Annotated in this window: 15 protein-coding genes; 10 read left to right on the top strand and 5 right to left on the bottom strand. The window is 71.5% G+C overall.

The genetic code is table 11. The features are described 5' to 3' along the window. Nucleotides 1-5 precede the first annotated feature (5 nt). Complete coding sequence (locus ACIRD7_RS33755) at nucleotides 6-1,187, bottom strand: flavin-dependent monooxygenase (RefSeq protein ID WP_403459540.1); 1,182 nt, start codon at nucleotides 1,185-1,187, stop codon at nucleotides 6-8. A gap of 299 nt (nucleotides 1,188-1,486) precedes the next feature. Here ACIRD7_RS33755 and ACIRD7_RS33750 point away from each other — a divergent pair, with 299 nt between their 5' ends. The 8 genes from ACIRD7_RS33750 (at nucleotide 1,487) to ACIRD7_RS33715 (ending at nucleotide 8,586) form a co-directional block, all read left to right on the top strand. Continuing rightward, nucleotides 1,487-2,602, top strand: coding sequence for a Gfo/Idh/MocA family protein (locus tag ACIRD7_RS33750; RefSeq protein ID WP_403459538.1), 1,116 nt, complete (start codon nucleotides 1,487-1,489; stop codon nucleotides 2,600-2,602). Then, entirely contained in the window at nucleotides 2,599-3,510 is a 912-nt protein-coding gene (locus tag ACIRD7_RS33745) for a PmoA family protein (protein ID WP_403459537.1), read from the top strand. The genes ACIRD7_RS33750 and ACIRD7_RS33745 overlap by 4 nt, the downstream gene beginning before the upstream one ends. Then, nucleotides 3,504-4,256 carry a cupin gene (locus tag ACIRD7_RS33740; protein WP_403459535.1) on the top strand — a complete coding sequence of 251 codons (753 nt, stop codon included), beginning with the start codon at nucleotides 3,504-3,506 and terminating at the stop codon, nucleotides 4,254-4,256. Before ACIRD7_RS33745 ends, ACIRD7_RS33740 begins: the two co-directional genes overlap by 7 nt. 69 nt (nucleotides 4,257-4,325) lie before the next feature. After that, nucleotides 4,326-5,609: an ABC transporter substrate-binding protein gene (locus ACIRD7_RS33735; RefSeq protein ID WP_403459534.1), complete on the top strand. Its 1,284-nt coding sequence runs from the start codon at nucleotides 4,326-4,328 to the stop codon at nucleotides 5,607-5,609. After that, nucleotides 5,606-6,544 (top strand): carbohydrate ABC transporter permease, encoded by a 939-nt coding sequence (locus ACIRD7_RS33730; RefSeq protein WP_403459532.1) that lies wholly within the window; start codon nucleotides 5,606-5,608, stop codon nucleotides 6,542-6,544. The genes ACIRD7_RS33735 and ACIRD7_RS33730 overlap by 4 nt, the downstream gene beginning before the upstream one ends. Then, nucleotides 6,541-7,401, top strand: coding sequence for a carbohydrate ABC transporter permease (locus ACIRD7_RS33725; RefSeq protein ID WP_403459530.1), 861 nt, complete (start codon nucleotides 6,541-6,543; stop codon nucleotides 7,399-7,401). The genes ACIRD7_RS33730 and ACIRD7_RS33725 overlap by 4 nt, the downstream gene beginning before the upstream one ends. Before the next feature lie 5 nt (nucleotides 7,402-7,406). Then, nucleotides 7,407-7,985 carry a hypothetical protein gene (locus ACIRD7_RS33720; protein ID WP_403459529.1) on the top strand — a complete coding sequence of 193 codons (579 nt, stop codon included), beginning with the start codon at nucleotides 7,407-7,409 and terminating at the stop codon, nucleotides 7,983-7,985. A 148-nt stretch (nucleotides 7,986-8,133) separates the two neighbouring features. After that, entirely contained in the window at nucleotides 8,134-8,586 is a 453-nt protein-coding gene (locus tag ACIRD7_RS33715; RefSeq protein ID WP_403459526.1) for a phospholipase, read from the top strand. A 90-nt stretch (nucleotides 8,587-8,676) separates the two neighbouring features. On the opposite strand, the gene ACIRD7_RS33710 is transcribed toward ACIRD7_RS33715, so the two are convergent. Together ACIRD7_RS33710 and ACIRD7_RS33705 are read right to left on the bottom strand one after the other, a co-directional pair. Then, nucleotides 8,677-10,932: a heavy metal translocating P-type ATPase gene (locus ACIRD7_RS33710; protein ID WP_403459525.1), complete on the bottom strand. Its 2,256-nt coding sequence runs from the start codon at nucleotides 10,930-10,932 to the stop codon at nucleotides 8,677-8,679. A gap of 67 nt (nucleotides 10,933-10,999) precedes the next feature. Next, nucleotides 11,000-11,215, bottom strand: coding sequence for a heavy-metal-associated domain-containing protein (locus tag ACIRD7_RS33705; RefSeq protein ID WP_403459524.1), 216 nt, complete (start codon nucleotides 11,213-11,215; stop codon nucleotides 11,000-11,002). Nucleotides 11,216-11,402: 187 nt separating this feature from the next. On the opposite strand from ACIRD7_RS33705, the gene ACIRD7_RS33700 reads away from it, so the two are divergent. Then, nucleotides 11,403-12,353 carry a hypothetical protein gene (locus ACIRD7_RS33700; protein ID WP_403459523.1) on the top strand — a complete coding sequence of 317 codons (951 nt, stop codon included), beginning with the start codon at nucleotides 11,403-11,405 and terminating at the stop codon, nucleotides 12,351-12,353. An 18-nt stretch (nucleotides 12,354-12,371) separates the two neighbouring features. Here ACIRD7_RS33700 and ACIRD7_RS33695 read toward each other — a convergent pair whose 3' ends face one another. Next, nucleotides 12,372-14,207: a glycoside hydrolase family 15 protein gene (locus tag ACIRD7_RS33695; RefSeq protein ID WP_403459521.1), complete on the bottom strand. Its 1,836-nt coding sequence runs from the start codon at nucleotides 14,205-14,207 to the stop codon at nucleotides 12,372-12,374. Nucleotides 14,208-14,297: 90 nt separating this feature from the next. Continuing rightward, nucleotides 14,298-14,618, bottom strand: coding sequence for a hypothetical protein (locus ACIRD7_RS33690; RefSeq protein ID WP_403459520.1), 321 nt, complete (start codon nucleotides 14,616-14,618; stop codon nucleotides 14,298-14,300). On the opposite strand from ACIRD7_RS33690, the gene ACIRD7_RS33685 reads away from it, so the two are divergent. After that, on the top strand, nucleotides 14,596-14,766 hold the full coding sequence (locus ACIRD7_RS33685) for a hypothetical protein (protein ID WP_403459518.1): 171 nt from the start codon (nucleotides 14,596-14,598) through the stop codon (nucleotides 14,764-14,766). The genes ACIRD7_RS33690 and ACIRD7_RS33685 overlap by 23 nt on opposite strands. The last annotated feature ends 42 nt before the right edge of the window (nucleotides 14,767-14,808 follow it).

Raw genomic sequence — 14,808 nt, 5'->3', positions numbered from 1 at the left:
CGGGGTCAGAGGAACGGCGTGCCCGGGTCGACGCCCGACAGGACCCGGCCGTAGATCTCCAGGTTGGTGGCGGGGTTCACGAACGAGTGCAGGCTCAGCGCGTTCAGGTCGCGCACGGCCCGCTGCACGGGCACGTCCAGGTTGAGGGACGACGCCCCGGAGGCAGAGCCGAGCAGGTCGACGGCCTCCTTGCACAGCCGGGTCGCATAGCCGTTCTGCGCCCGGATCCTGGCCCGCTCCTCGGGTGTGTGCGGCTCACCGGACCGGGCCCGTGTCTCGATGACGGTGATGAACCCGTCGGTGAGCGCTTCGGCGCAGGAGATCTTCATGGCCGCCTCGGCCACCTGCAGATGGGTGACCGTCGCCTCGCTCTGCCGGGTGTGGGGGCTGTAGGTGATGCCCCGGCGGTGGCTGCGCTCGGTGAACTCGGCCAGGGCGGAGCGGGCCAGCCCCAGGGCGTTGGGCGCCGTCCACGCGCAGAACATCAGCAGGACGGGCATCCGGTAGAACGGGTCCTCGGCACTGGCCTTGGAGGGGAACACGCCCGCCAGCAACGGGCCGACCGGCAGCGTGCGGTGTGCGGGCACGAACACGTCCCGTGCGACGACGCTGGCGCTGCCCGTGCCCGCCAGTCCCGAGACGTGCCAGTCGTCGAGGATCTCAAGGTCGGCCATCGGCACCGCCGTCCACAGCAGCTCGGGCGGTCCGTCGCCGGAGGCGGACTCGACCCGGACCGTCAGCAGATGCCAGTCGGCGTCGTGGCAGCCGGTGGCGAAGCCCGAGGTGCCGTTGACGACGTAGCCGCCGTCCGCCCGGACCGCCGTGGCGTCCGGCACGAGGGTGCCGCCGACCTTGACGTCGGGGCCGGTGAAGATCTCGTCCTGCGCCTCGTCGGGGAACAGTGCGGCGATGTACGAGCAGCCGGCCTGGATCACCGTCTTGAACGCCGTCGAACCGCACGCTGCGGCGATTTCGGCCACCGCGTCGACCTGGGTGCGCAGCCCGCTCTGGTAGCCGCCGTACCGCCGCGGCACGTTCATCCGGTGGATCCCGGCGTCGGTCAGCGCCGCGGCGACCTCGGGCACCACACGCCGCCGCTGTTCGGCGAGCGGCGCGTTCTCGCGGATCAGCGGGCGCAGGGACCGTACGCGGTCGACCAGCTCGGCGTCGGTGCCGGCTGCTGCCATGGGTGACCTCCCGGGCGCGAGGAGTCATCACCGTGACGCGGATCCCCGGCGCTGTCAACGCCCCCTCGCGGAGCCCGAGTTGGCGCACCGCACGGTCTCGGCCAGATCTGTTGATCTTCGTTCGTTTGGGCCGGTGGCGGGGCGGGGAGCGTGCGGGGGTGGGCGTGCCGAACGGGTCCGGCTTTGCCCATCTCGCCGCAGAGGGGTTGTCCTTACATTCCGTCCCTGCCTAGGGTCGCCCTCGAAGTGCAAGCGCTTTCTGGCAGTGGGCTGTCCGCCGGCCGTCCGAGGAGAACCGCATGTCCCCAAGCTCCACCCGTCGTCGTGTCGCCGTGATCGGCACCGGCGCCATCGTCAGCGGCAGCCATCTCTCCGCCCTGAGATCCCATGCGGACCGGGTGGAGCTGGTGGCCGCCGTCGATGTGGACCGGTCCCGGCTGGACGCCTTCCGGGAGCTCGCGGGCGAGGACGTCGCCGGGTACACCTCGACGGGCGACATGCTGGACGCCGTACGCCCCGACCTGGTCCTGATCGGCACCCCGCCGTCCCTGCACCGGGAGCAGACGATCGCCGCGCTCAAGGCGGGGGCCTGGGTGCTGTGCGAGAAGCCGCTGTGTCTGTCGCTCGCCGAGTACGACGACATCGCCGCCGCCGAGGAGGCGTCGGGGGCGTACGCCTCGGTCGTCTTCCAGCACCGGTACGGCTCGGGTGCCGTACACGCCCGGGAGCTGATCGCGAGCGGTGAGCTGGGCGCTCCGCTGGTCGCCCACTGCCAGACCACCTGGCACCGCGACGCCGCCTACTACGCGGTGCCGTGGCGCGGACGCTGGGCCACCGAGGGCGGCGGGCCGACCATGGGGCACGGCATCCACCAGTTCGACCTGCTGCTGAACCTGCTCGGCCCGTGGACGGAGATCCGCGCCATGGCCGCGCGCCTGGTCCACGACACCGAGAGCGAGGACGTCTCCACCGCCCTGGTGCGGTTCGAGAACGGCGCCCTGGCCACCGTCGTCAACAGCGTGCTGTCCCCGCACGAGGTGAGCCGGATCCGCGTCGACTGCGCCGACGCGACGGTCGAGCTCACCCACCTGTACGGCCACCGCAACGACGACTGGGTCTACACCCCGGCCCCGCACGTCTCCTCCGAGCGTGCCTCCGCCTGGCGCACCCCGGCCGCCGACGTGCCCAGTTCGCACACGGCGCAGCTCGGCGCCCTCCTCGACGCCCACGACAACGGTGTCCGCCCGCCCGGCAGCGGTCCGGACGCGCGGGCCACCCTCGACTTCGCGGCCGCCCTCTACAAGTCCGCGTTCACCGGGCACCCGGTGCGCGCGGGCGAGATCGGACCCGGCGACCCCTACTACCGGGCCATGCACGGAGACCACCCCCACTGGGCCCCCAAGGAGCGCGCATGAGCATCCGCGTCACCCACGCGCACGGCGACCACATCGCGGTGACGGCGGCAGGCGGCACCGAGATCCTCCGCTACGTCTATCGCCCCGACCCGGACGCCTTCGAGTCCCGCAAGCCCTACGCCCACCCCGTGCGCACCCTCGCCGGGCACACCGTGACCGGCTACCGGCCCAGCGACCACCGCTGGCACAAGGGTCTTCAGATGACGGCCAGCCACCTGTCCGGGCAGAACTTCTGGGGCGGCAACTGCTATGTGCACGGCCAGGGCTACCTCGCCCTGCCCGAGCGGGTCGGCTCCATGCGGCACGACGGCTTCACCGATCTCACGGTCGAGGAGGACCGGCTCGCCTTCACCGAGGAACTGACCTGGGTCGAGAACGGCGGCGAGGAGTGGGCGCGCGAGGTGCGCGGGCTGACCGTGCACTCGGTGGACGAGGAGGCCGGCGCCTGGGCGCTGGACTGGTCGATCCGGCTCACCAACATCCGTGCCGAGCCGCTGCGGTTCGGTTCCCCGACCACCGAGGGCCGGGAGATGGCCGGCTACACCGGACTCCAGTGGCGCGGCCCGCGCGACTTCACCGGCGGGACCGCCTTCGCGCCCGACGCCGACGCCGAGAAACTGATGGGCAGTCAGGGGCCGTGGCTCGCCTACACCACCGAGCACGACGACGTCGACGGGCACTCCACGCTCGTCTTCGCGCACGCCCCCGAGAACCTGGACGCCGTGCACGAGTCGCACTGGTTCGTGCGCTCCGAGCCGATCCCCACGGTGGCGTTCTCCTGGGCGTTCTTCGAGGAGTTCGAGCTGGCGCCGGGGGAGTCCTTCGGCTACCGCTACCGCGTCGTGTTCGCCGACGGCGCCTGGGACCGCGAACGGGTCGCCGCCCACCTGGAGGGGCTGCCGTGGTGAAGCCGGCCCTCCCGCACCCGCTGCCCGGCGCCGTCGGCCTGTCCCACCTCAGCGCCTACGACTGGGAGGCCGCCGACGGTGTGTGCGGCGGCAGCCCGCATCTGCATCTGGTGTGCACCGAGGCGTACGTCGTCACCGGCGGCCGGGGGGCCGTGCAGACGCTGAGCCCCGACGGCCACCGGGACATCCCCCTGGAGCCGGGATCGGTCGCCTGGTTCACGCCGGGAACCGTGCACCGCATGGTCCAGGGCGGCGATCTGCGCATCACCGTGCTGATGCAGAACAGCGGCCTGCCCGAGGCCGGGGACGCCGTCTTCACCTTCCCGCCGGAGGTGCTCGCGGATCCGGACCGGTACGCGGCCGCGGCCGCACTCCCGCCCGGCACGGGCCCGGAGACCGCCGAGGCCGCCCGGCGCCGCAGGGACCTCGCCGTCGAGGGCTACCTCGCCCTGCGGGCGGCGCTCGTCGCGGGGGACAACGGCCCGTACCTGGAGTTCCAGCGTGCCGCGGCCCGCCTGGTGCGGGCCAAGGTGCCCCACTGGCGGGAGCTGTGGCGGGCCGGCGCGCTGGCCACCGCCGAACGCACGGGCGCCCACCTGGACGCGCTGGAGGCGGGCGAGCCGGCGTACCTCGGCGACGCGACCGCGCACGAGACCGGGCCCACCAGGCTCGGCGGGTTCGGGATGTGCGGCCGGCGGGACGAGTACAACCTGCCGGGGGTGACTCTGCCGTACGGCGGCGAGTGACCGCTTTGGCGCAGGGGGTGTTCGGAGGGGGCCAGGAGAAATCCCGAGGAGAGGAGAGGTGACCTCGGTATGCCCGGACACAGGACAAAGGGGTTCTGCGCCGCGGCCGCCGCACTGGCGCTCTGCGCGATCCTGGCAGGCTGCTCAGGATCCGGGGAGTCGGTCGGCGGCGGCAAGGTCGTGCTGCGCTACACGTGGTGGGGAAACCCCGACCGCGCGGAGCGCACCGAGCGGGCCCTCGCCCTGTTCGAGAAACAGCACCCGGACATCCAGGTGCAGACGTCGTTCTCGGCCTACGACGCCTACAAGCAGAAACTCGCCACCCAGGCCGCCGGCGGCGATGCTCCGGACGTGATGCAGCTCGACTACCGGCAGATCGACCAGTACGCCTCCGGCGGGGTCCTGCTCGACCTCGGCGAGCAGAAGGCCGTACTGCGCACCGCGGAGATCGACGCGGGGCTGCTCGCCACCGGACGGCTGGACGGCACGCAGTACGCGATCCCCCAGGGCCGCGGCACGGAGACCGTCGCCTACGACGTCCAGGCGTGGAAGGCGTCCGGTGTGCCGCTGCCCGGCCGGAGCTGGACCTGGAGCCAGTGGGCCGACACCATGCGCGCGCTGGCCGAGAAGACCGGTCGGCCCGGCGCCACCGACCCCGGCCAGAGCGAGGACTGCTTCGAGGTGTGGCTGCGCGGCCGGGGCAAGTCCCTGTACACGAAGGACGGCGGGCTCGGCTTCACCGCCGACGACCTCACCCGCTGGTGGACCTTCACCGACAAGCTCCGGCGTGCGGGTGTCGTCTCGCCCGCCGAGCAGACGACCCAGCTCGACGGCTCCGTCGAGAACACCCCGCTCGGGCGCGGTGAGGCCACGGCCGACGCCAACTGGGACGCCCCGGCCAGCGGTTACCTCGCCCTGATACCGGGCGGCGTCGCGCTCGCGCCCATGCCGTCGGGCGAGGACGGTACCCCCGGTCAGTACTTCAAGCCGTCGATGTTCCTCGGCGTCGGGGCGGGCACCGCTCACCCCGAGGAGGCGGCCCGGCTCGTCGACTTCCTCGTCAACGACGCGGCGGCGGCGAAGATCCTCGGCGCCACCCGCGGCATTCCCGTGAACGACTCCCTGCGTGAGGACATCGAGCCGGAACTGAAGGACTTCGACAAGACCATCGCCGCCTACCAGACCTCCCTGGAGGGCACCCTGGAGGACCCGCCGCAGGCTCCGCCGTCGGGCGACAACGCCCTGCAGACCACCTTCCAGCGCGACTACGACCAGGTGTCGTACGAGCGGATGTCGCCCCGCGAGGCGGCCGAGAACTACGTCACCGAGGCGAAGGCGGAGCTGAGGTCATGACCACCACCACGATCCCCGCACGGGCGAAGCCCGCCACCACCGCCACCGCCAGGCGCCGGAGCGGGCGCGAACGGCAGGGCCCCGCCTGGGTGTTCCTGTCACCATGGGTGCTCGGCGCGATCGTGCTGACCCTGCTGCCCATGGCCGTGTCGCTGTACCTGTCGTTCACGGACTACGACCTGTTCAACCCGCCGCGCTGGGTGGGGCTGCGCAACTACGTCCAGATGTTCACCGAGGACCCGCGGTACTGGCGGTCGGTGGTGACCACCCTGACTTACGTCGTCATCGCCGTGCCGCTGCAACTCGCCCTCGCCCTCGTCGTCGCGCTCGCCCTGAAGTCCATGCGGCGCGGCAAGGCGTTCTACCGGTCGGCGTTCTACGCCCCTTCGCTGCTGGGCGCGTCGATGTCCATCGCGCTCGTGTGGCGGGCGGTCTTCAACGACGGCGGCACGGTGGACAACCTGCTCGGCACCGGCGGCTGGGTCAACAAGCCGGGCTGGGCGCTGCTCGCCGTGGCCCTGCTGACGGTGTGGCAGTTCGGTGCTCCCATGGTCATCTTCCTCGCCGGGCTCCAGCAGATCCCGGCCGAGCTGTACGAGGCCGCGGCGGTGGACGGGGCCGGGAAGTGGCGGCAGTTCCTGTCGGTCACCGTGCCCATGCTGTCCCCGGTGCTGTTCTTCAACCTCGTGCTCCAGACCATCCAGGCCTTCCAGGTCTTCACGCCCGCCTTCGCGATCGGCGCGGGCAAGGGCGGCCCCGCCGACTCGACCCTCGTCTACACCCTCTACCTCTACGACCGCGGCTTCGTCGCCTCCCACATGGGCTACGCCTCCGCCATGGCCTGGGTGCTGCTGCTGGTGATCGGCGCCGTCACGGCGGTGCTGTTCCGCACCTCGCGCTCCTGGGTCTTCTACGCCTCCGAGGGGGAACGATGACCGCGACCGCCGTTGCCCGTAAGCCCGTTCGCTGGGGTCGGATCGCCCTGCACCTCGGCTGTCTGGCCGCCCTGCTGGTGATGCTGTACCCGCTGGCCTGGCTGCTGGCGACCTCGCTCAAACCGGCCGACGAGGTCCTCGCGAGCCTCGACCTGCTGCCCCGCCATCTGGAGTGGTCGAACTACTCCACCGCCCTGGACGGCGTGAACGACGTGTCCATCTGGCGGCTGCTGAGCAACTCGCTGCTGATCGCGGGCGGCGCGGTCCTCGGAAACGTCATCAGCTGCTCGCTCGCCGCCTACGCCTTCGCGCGGCTGCGCTTCCGGTTCCGCGGGCCGCTGTTCGCGTTCATGATCGCCACGATCATGCTGCCGCACCACGCGGTGCTGATCCCGCAGTACATCATCTTCAACCAGCTCGGCCTGGTGAACACCTACTGGCCGCTGATCCTGCCGAAGTTCCTCGCCACCGAGGCGTTCTTCGTCTTCCTCATCGTGCAGTTCATGCGCGGACTGCCGCGTGAGCTGGAGGAGGCGGCGCGCATCGACGGCTGCGGGCCGTTCCGCAGCTTCTTCCTGGTCGTGCTGCCGCTGACCCGCCCCGCCCTGATCACCACGGCGATCTTCACCTTCATCTGGACCTGGAACGACTTCTTCACCCAGCTCATCTACCTCTTCGACCCGGACAAGTTCACGCTCACGCTCGCCCTGCGGTCGTTCGTGGACGCCTCCAGCACCTCGGCGTTCGGCCCGATGTTCGCGCTGTCCGTGATCGCGCTGCTGCCGATCGTGCTGTTCTTCCTCGCCTTCCAGCGCTTCCTGGTGGAGGGCATGGCCAGCTCCGGACTGAAGGGGTGAGCGGGATGCCGGCACGTGAGGCGGGCGAGGTGTTCGGCCCGCGGATGACCCTGTTCGCCGATGTGCTCAGCGTCGGCCTCGCCACGGCCGTGGCCTGTCTGCCACTGCTGACCGCGCCCGCCGCGCTGTCCACGGCGTGCGCGGTGCTGCGGGGCACGCGAGGGGGGCAACCGGCCACCGCCGGGCGGTACTTCGCGCTGCTACGGCGCCGGCTGCGGGCCGGTGATCTGGCCGCGGGCGCCCTCGCGCCGGCCGGCGCGCTGCTGGTGGCCGCCGACCTGGCGCTGGCCGGGGCGGGGCTGCCCGGTGGGGCGGCCTTCGCCGTGACGGCGGCCGTCATCGGGGCGGGCGCCCTGGTCGTCGGCCTGCGGGCCTGCGCCCGCCCCGAGTCGCTGACCGACTGGCGGACCGCCGTGCGCGGGGCCGCGGGCGATGCCGTACGGGATCCCGGCGGCAGCGGCCTCGTGCTGCTCGCGGTGGCGACCGCCTGCCTGTGCGCCTGGATGCTGGTGCCGCTCGCGTTCCTGGCGCCGGGACCGCTGGCACTGGCGGTCACCGCGGTGGACGTGCGCAGGGGAGGATGACGGCGAGTTCATCCTCTGATCTCCTTGCTCGCCCATGAGTTAACGGTCCATTAGGCGGCATGCGGTGTGAAAGGTCTGTCCGGGTGTCAATCATCTTGTCATGAACCTGCGACCCGATGGGCGGGTCGCAGCCTCATGGAGGTGTGGAATGCACCGCAGACTCGCCACCGGTCTTGCCGCCTCGACCCTCTCCCTCGCAGCCGTCCTCGCCACCGCCTCGGCCGCCGACGCCGCTCCCGCCGACAAGCCCCAGGTCCTGTCCAGTTGGACGCAGACCAGCGCGTCCAGCTACAACGCCTGGGTGGCCGCCCGCGCCAACCAGTCCGCCTGGTCCGCGTACGGCTTCGACTGGTCCACGGACTACTGCTCCTCCTCGCCCGACAACCCCTTCGGCTTCCCGTTCTCCACATCCTGCGCCCGGCACGACTTCGGCTACCGCAACTACAAGGCGATCGGTGCCTTCGACGCCAACAAGTCCCGTCTGGACAGCGCCTTTTACGAGGACCTCAAGCGTGTGTGCGCCAACTACGGCGGTGCCACGAAGACCGCCTGCAACAGCACGGCCTGGACGTACTACCAGGCCGTGAAGGCCTTCGGCTGAGATCCAGGACAGGAAAGGGGGGCGCCGCACCCGCGGCGCCCCCCTTTTTTTTGTGCGTGTTTTTTGTTCGTGTTTTTTGTGCGTGCCGGATCAGTCCGCGGCCCGGAACGAGCGCAGCCGCAGGGAGTTGCCGACCACGAACACCGAGGAGAAGGCCATGGCCGCTCCGGCGATCATCGGGTTGAGGAGTCCGGCCGCGGCGAGCGGCAGGGCGGCGACGTTGTAGGCGAAGGCCCAGAACAGGTTCGAGCGGATCGTGCCGAGCGTCCTGCGCGAGAGCCGGATCGCGTCCGCCGCGACGCGCAGGTCCCCGCGGACCAGGGTGAGGTCACCGGCCTCGATCGCGGCGTCGGTACCGGTGCCCATCGCCAGGCCCAGGTCGGCCTGTGCCAGCGCGGCCGCGTCGTTGACGCCGTCCCCGACCATCGCGACCGAACGGCCCTCATCCTGAAGGCGCTTGACGACGTCCGCCTTGTCCTGCGGCAGCACCTCCGCGATCACGGCCTCGGGGGCGATGCCGACCTCGCGGGCGACGGCCTGGGCGACGGCCCGGTTGTCCCCGGTCAGCAGGATCGGGGTGAGGCCGAGCGCCCGCAGCCGGCGGATCGCCTCCGGGCTGGTCTCCTTCACCGCGTCGGCGACCTCCAGCACGGCCCGCGCCTCGCCGTCCCAGGCGACCGCGATGGCGGTGCGGCCGGCCGCCTCCGCCTCGGACTTGGCTCGCCGCAGCTCCTCCGGCAGCTCCATGGCCCAGTCCGCAAGCAGCCGCTCCCGGCCCACGAGCACCGCGTGGCCCTCGACGACGCCCTGCACCCCGAGGCCGGGCACGTTCGCGAAGTCCTCGGGCGTGGGCAGCGCGCCCAGCTTCGCCAGCGCCCCCTCGGCCACGGCACGCGCGATCGGGTGCTCGGAGGCGTGCTCCAACGCGCCCGCGAGACGCAGGACTTCGGCCTCATCGGCGTTCTCGGCGGTGTGCACGGCGAGCAGGGTCATCCGGCCGGTGGTCACGGTGCCCGTCTTGTCCAGCACGATCGTGTCGACCCTGCGGGTGGATTCCAGCACCTCCGGTCCCTTGATCAGGATGCCGAGCTGCGCGCCCCGCCCCGTGCCCACCATCAGCGCGGTCGGCGTGGCGAGGCCCAGGGCGCACGGGCAGGCGATGATCAGTACGGCGACCCCGGCGGTGAAGGCGGCGGCCGCCCCGGCGCCGTTGCCGAGCCAGAAGCCGAGGGTGCCCAGCGCCAGCGCGATCACGATCGGCACGAACACGGCCGAGATCCGGTCCGCGAGCCGCTGTGCCGCGGCCTTGCCGTTCTGGGCGTCCTCCACCAGCCGTGCCATCCGGGCGAGTTGGGTGTCGGCGCCCACCCGCGTGGCCTCGACGACGAGCCGGCCGCCCGCGTTGATCGTCGCGCCGGTGACCGGGTCGCCCTGCGCGACCTCGACCGGGACGGACTCGCCGGTCAGCATCGAGGCGTCCACCGCGGACGAGCCCTCGACGACCGTACCGTCGGTGGCGATCTTCTCGCCGGGACGGACGAGGAAGCGGTCGCCGGCCTTCAACTCCGCGATGGGAACGGTCCGTTCGCCGCCGCTTGCGTCCAGGACGGTGACGTCCTTGGCGCCCAGCTCCAGCAGTGCTTTCAGGGCCGCGCCCGCCTTGCGCTTGCTGCGGGCCTCGAAGTAGCGCCCGGCCAGGATGAAGGCGGTGACTCCGGCGGCGGCCTCCAGGTAGATGTTCCCCGAGCCGTCGCCGCGGGCGATGGTCAGCTCGAAGGGGTGGGTCATGCCGGGCTCGCCCGCGGTGCCCAGGAACAGCGCCCACAGGGACCACAGGAAGGCGGCCGACGTCCCGACCGATATCAGCGTGTCCATGGTGGCGGCGCCGTGCCGCAGATTGGTCAGCGCCGCCTTGTGGAAGGGCCACGCGGCATACGTGACGACGGGCGCCGCCAGGGTGAGGGACAGCCACTGCCAGTACTCGAACTGCAGCGCCGGGATCATGGCCATCGCGACGACCGGCACGGCGAGCGTCACCGCGGTGACCAACCGCTCCCGAAGCGACCGCAGTTCGTCCTGACCCTCGCCGCCCCCGGCCTCCTCCTGCGCGGGCGGCGCGGGCTCCTGCGCGGTGTACCCGGTCGCCTCGACCGTGGCGATCAGGTCCTGGACGGAGACGTCACCGCCGTAGCTGACCTTCGCCTTCTCGGTGGCGTAGTTGACGGTGGCGGACACGCCGGCCATGCGGTTCAGCTTCTTCTCGATGCGCGCCGCGCACGAGGCGCAGGTCATCCCGCCGATGGCGAGCTCTACCTCGGTCGTGGGGTCGGACGCGGTGGTGGTCATCCCTGCTCCTCGTGCGGGGTGCGGGCGGGGCCCGGTGCGGCCGGGCCCCGGCGGTCGGGGGTGCGGGTCAGGCGGCGCGGCCGGTGAGCTCGTAGCCGGCGTCGTCGACGACCTCCGCGATCCGGGCGTCGTCGGGCGTGGTGGCGCTGGTGACGGTGACCTGTCCGGTGGCGAGATCGACATCGACCTTCGTGACGCCCTCCAGCTCGCCTATGGCCTGGGTGAGCGTGGCCTTGCAGTGGGCGCAGCTCATACCGGAGACGGCGTACGTGGTGGTGGACATGGGTTCCTCCAATGGGCGCGGGTCGAGTCGACCCGGGTACGGGGTGGGGGTATCCTTCGGTATCCATGTATACCCCCAGGGGGTAGGTGAAGCAAGGGCTGGTCGGAGGTTGACTTAATACCCCCCAGGGGTATTGTGAAGTGCATCGAGGGGACGCCACCGCAGCATCGACCCGCAGGAGACCGCCATGAATGCCGGATTGAGGATCACCGCGTTCGCCGCCGCACTGGCCGCGACCTTCGGGACCGCCTACGGGGTGGGCAAGGGCGTCGACCCCGTCGTCGAGGACCCAGCGCCCGCCCGCCACGACCGTCACGGCGAGACCTCGTCGAAACCGGCGGAGGACGAAGGCCACGGCGGGCACGAGACGACGCCGGCCGGCGGGCTGCAGATCTCCGAGGGCGGCTACACCCTCGACCTCGGGACCTCGCGCGTCACCGCCGGCAAGCGCTCCGACCTGAGCTTCGTCATCCGCGACGCCGCCGGCCGCGCCGTCACCGCCTTCCAGCGCGAGCACGAGAAGGAGCTCCACCTCATAGTCGCCTCACGCGACCTGGCCACCTACCGCCATCTGCACCCCACCCGCGCGACCGACGGCACCTGGAGCATCCCCGTGGAGCTTCCCCGCGCCGGCGGATACCGCGTCTTCGCCGACTTCACCCCGGCGAAGAAGGGCGCCGAGAACCTCACCCTGGGCGCGGACCTGGCGGCCGCGGGCACCTACGAGCCGCAGAACGTGCCCGCCCCGAACACCACCGCGAAGGTCAACGGTTACGAGGTCCGCCTCGACGGCGCCCTGAGCCCCGGCAAGGCGAGCGAGCTGAAGCTGAAGGTCTCACGAAACGGCCGCCCGGTGACCGACCTCCAGCCCTACCTCGGCGCCTACGGCCACCTGGTCGCCCTGCGCTCCGGCGACCTCGCCTACCTCCACGTCCACCCCAACGGCGAACCCGGCGACGGCACCACGAAGCCCGGCCCGGAGGTCTCCTTCACCGCCACCGCGCCGAGCAGCGGCACCTACCGCCTGTTCCTCGACTTCAAGCACGAGGGCGAGGTGCGCACCGCGGAGTTCACGGTCCGGGCGGGGGCGGCAGGCGAGACGGCCCCGCATGAGGAGGATGCCGGACACGGGCACTGACGGTGCGGCGCACTCACCTCACCCGAGGGCCCGGTCCAGGTTGAACGCGGCGCTGATCAGCGCGAGATGGGTGAACGCCTGCGGGAAGTTGCCCTGTTGCTCACCGGTGTGGCTGATCTCCTCGGCGTACAGGCCCAGATGGTTGGCGTACGTCAGCATCTTCTCGAAGGCGAGGCGCGCCTCGTCGACCCGGCCGGCCCGGACCATGGCCTCGACGTACCAGAACGAGCAGATGGAGAACGTGCCCTCGTCGCCGCGCATGCCGTCCGGGCTCGCTTCCGGGTCGTAGCGGTAGACCAGCGAGTCGGACACCAGGTCCTCGGTGAGGGCGTCGAGCGTGGACAGCCACTTCGGATCGGTCGGCGCGATGAACTTCGCCATCGGCATCATCAGCACGGCGGCATCGAGTACGTCGCTGTCCTCGTGCTGGACGAAGGCCTGGCGTGTCTCGGACCAGCCCCGGCTCATGATCCGCCGGTAGATCAGGTCCCGGCTCTCCTGCCAGCGCGGCAGATCGGCGGGCAGACCGCGGCGGTTGGCCATGCGGATGCCCCGCTCGATCGCCACCCAGCACATCAGTCGCGAGTACAGGAACTTCTTGCGCCCGCCGCGGGTCTCCCAGATGCCCTCGTCGGGCTGGTCCCAGTGTTCGCACACCCACTCCACCAGCGCGCACACGTCGTCCCACTGGCCGCTGGAGATCGGCTGCGCCCACTTGTCGTAGAGGTAGATCGAGTCGACCAGCGCCCCGTAGATGTCGAGCTGGAGCTGTTCGGACGCGGCGTTGCCGACGCGCACCGGGGCGGAGCCGAGATGGCCCTCCAGGTGGTCGAGTTCGCGTTCGGGCAGATCGGTGCGGCCGTCGATGCCGTACATGATCTGCAACGGACCGGTGGGGGCGCCGTCGCCCCGGCTGACGTGCTCGGTCAGGAACTTCATGAAGGCCTCGGCCTCGGTGGTGAAGCCCAGCCGCAGCATCGCGTACACGCAGAACGCGGCGTCGCGCACCCACATGTACCGGTAGTCCCAGTTGCGCTCGCCGCCGAGCTGCTCGGGCAGGCTCGTCGTCGGCGCGGCCACGATCGCGCCGGTGGGCGCGTAGGTGAGCAGCTTCAGGGTGAGGGCGGAGCGGTGCACCATCTCCCGCCAGCGGCCCCGGTACTTGGACGCGGACAGCCACTGCCGCCAGTAGGCCACCGTGCTGTTGAACTGCCGCTCGGCCTCGGTCCGCGCGCACCGGCGCGGGGTCACGCCCTTGCCGACCTGGTCCAGCGCGAACACCGCCGTCTCGCCCTCGGAGAGCTTGAAGTCGGCGCACACGTCGGTCCCTTCGGCCTCCAGCGGCACCGTGGAGGTCAGCCCCATCGACAGCTCCCCGGCCTCGAAGACCGCGAGCTCGTCCTCCAGGCGGACGGTGTGCGTCCGGCTGCCGTAGTCGAAACGGGGCGCCACGCGCGTACGGAACGGGATCGAGCCGCGCACGCACACCACGCGCCGGATCAGCCGATGCCGCTCGACCTCGGTGGGATCGCCGTCGACCGGCATGAAGTCCTGCACCTCGCCGACGCCGTCCTCGGTGAAGAACCGGGTGATCAGGACGTTGGTGTCGGGGAAGTAGAACTGCTTGGTCCGGGCCGGCACGGAGGCCGCCAGCTCGAAGCAGCCGCCGCGCTCGGCGTCCAGGATCGCCGCGAAGACGCTGGGCGCGTCGAAGGACGGGCAGCAGTACCAGTCGATCGTGCCGTCCGTGCCCACCAGGGCGACACTGCGCAGATCGCCGATCAGGCCGTGGTCGGCGATCGGCACGTAGCGCGACGCCCCGGGGGCGCCCGTCTCGATCGGGGTAGTGCTCATCGCAGCCTCCCTGGCCCGCCATGCGCCTCGATCCCAGGGTAGGGGGAATCGCGGGCGTGGGGCCGGGTCCGGCGTGATTGCGCGGGCGGGTCAGTCGGTGCCGCGCACCGCCGCGAGGCACTGGTCGTAGAGGTCCGCCAGGTCGGGCCGCCCGTCGTGCCTGGCCCACAGCTCGGTCGCCGTGTCGACGCAGGCGAAGACCGTCGCGACGATCGCCCTGGCGCGTGGATCGGAGGCGGCGTCGGGGGCAGGACCGGGTCCCAGCCGTGCCGCGACGACCGGGACGAGCTCGGCCTGCCAGCGAAGTCGCTTCTCGATGTAGCGGGCGTGCAGCGAGGGGGTGTCGAAAATGAGGCGGGACAGCTCCAGGACCCGCTCGGGGGTGTGTTTGGCCGAAGACGTCGTCCGCACCGCGCTGGCCGCCCTGGACCGCAGAAACCCGCCGCCCAGCGTCATCGCCGGACGGCTGAACCGGATCATGGCCTTCCTCGCCCGCCGACTCGCCACCCGAAGGCAGGTCATCAGGTTGATCGGCCGGCTGACCGCCGAGGGGACGTGAGGAGGGGACCACGGCCCACCGCATCGCAGAGGCGGTCGCCCG

This window comes from Streptomyces sp. NPDC093568 (assembly GCF_044764945.1).
GTDB lineage: Bacteria > Actinomycetota > Actinomycetes > Streptomycetales > Streptomycetaceae > Streptomyces.
The sequence above is the reverse complement of the archived record's forward strand: the minus strand, read 5'-3'. Positions and strand labels throughout refer to the sequence as shown.

Coding starts and splice junctions, on each gene's coding strand:
- ACIRD7_RS33755 (WP_403459540.1), bottom strand. CDS start 1,187: ATGGCAGCAGCCGGCACCGACGCCGAGCTGGTCGACCGCGTACGGTCC.
- ACIRD7_RS33750 (WP_403459538.1), top strand. CDS start 1,487: ATGTCCCCAAGCTCCACCCGTCGTCGTGTCGCCGTGATCGGCACCGGC.
- ACIRD7_RS33745 (WP_403459537.1), top strand. CDS start 2,599: ATGAGCATCCGCGTCACCCACGCGCACGGCGACCACATCGCGGTGACG.
- ACIRD7_RS33735 (WP_403459534.1), top strand. CDS start 4,326: ATGCCCGGACACAGGACAAAGGGGTTCTGCGCCGCGGCCGCCGCACTG.
- ACIRD7_RS33730 (WP_403459532.1), top strand. CDS start 5,606: ATGACCACCACCACGATCCCCGCACGGGCGAAGCCCGCCACCACCGCC.
- ACIRD7_RS33725 (WP_403459530.1), top strand. CDS start 6,541: ATGACCGCGACCGCCGTTGCCCGTAAGCCCGTTCGCTGGGGTCGGATC.
- ACIRD7_RS33720 (WP_403459529.1), top strand. CDS start 7,407: ATGCCGGCACGTGAGGCGGGCGAGGTGTTCGGCCCGCGGATGACCCTG.
- ACIRD7_RS33715 (WP_403459526.1), top strand. CDS start 8,134: ATGCACCGCAGACTCGCCACCGGTCTTGCCGCCTCGACCCTCTCCCTC.
- ACIRD7_RS33710 (WP_403459525.1), bottom strand. CDS start 10,932: ATGACCACCACCGCGTCCGACCCCACGACCGAGGTAGAGCTCGCCATC.
- ACIRD7_RS33705 (WP_403459524.1), bottom strand. CDS start 11,215: ATGTCCACCACCACGTACGCCGTCTCCGGTATGAGCTGCGCCCACTGC.
- ACIRD7_RS33700 (WP_403459523.1), top strand. CDS start 11,403: ATGAATGCCGGATTGAGGATCACCGCGTTCGCCGCCGCACTGGCCGCG.
- ACIRD7_RS33695 (WP_403459521.1), bottom strand. CDS start 14,207: ATGAGCACTACCCCGATCGAGACGGGCGCCCCCGGGGCGTCGCGCTAC.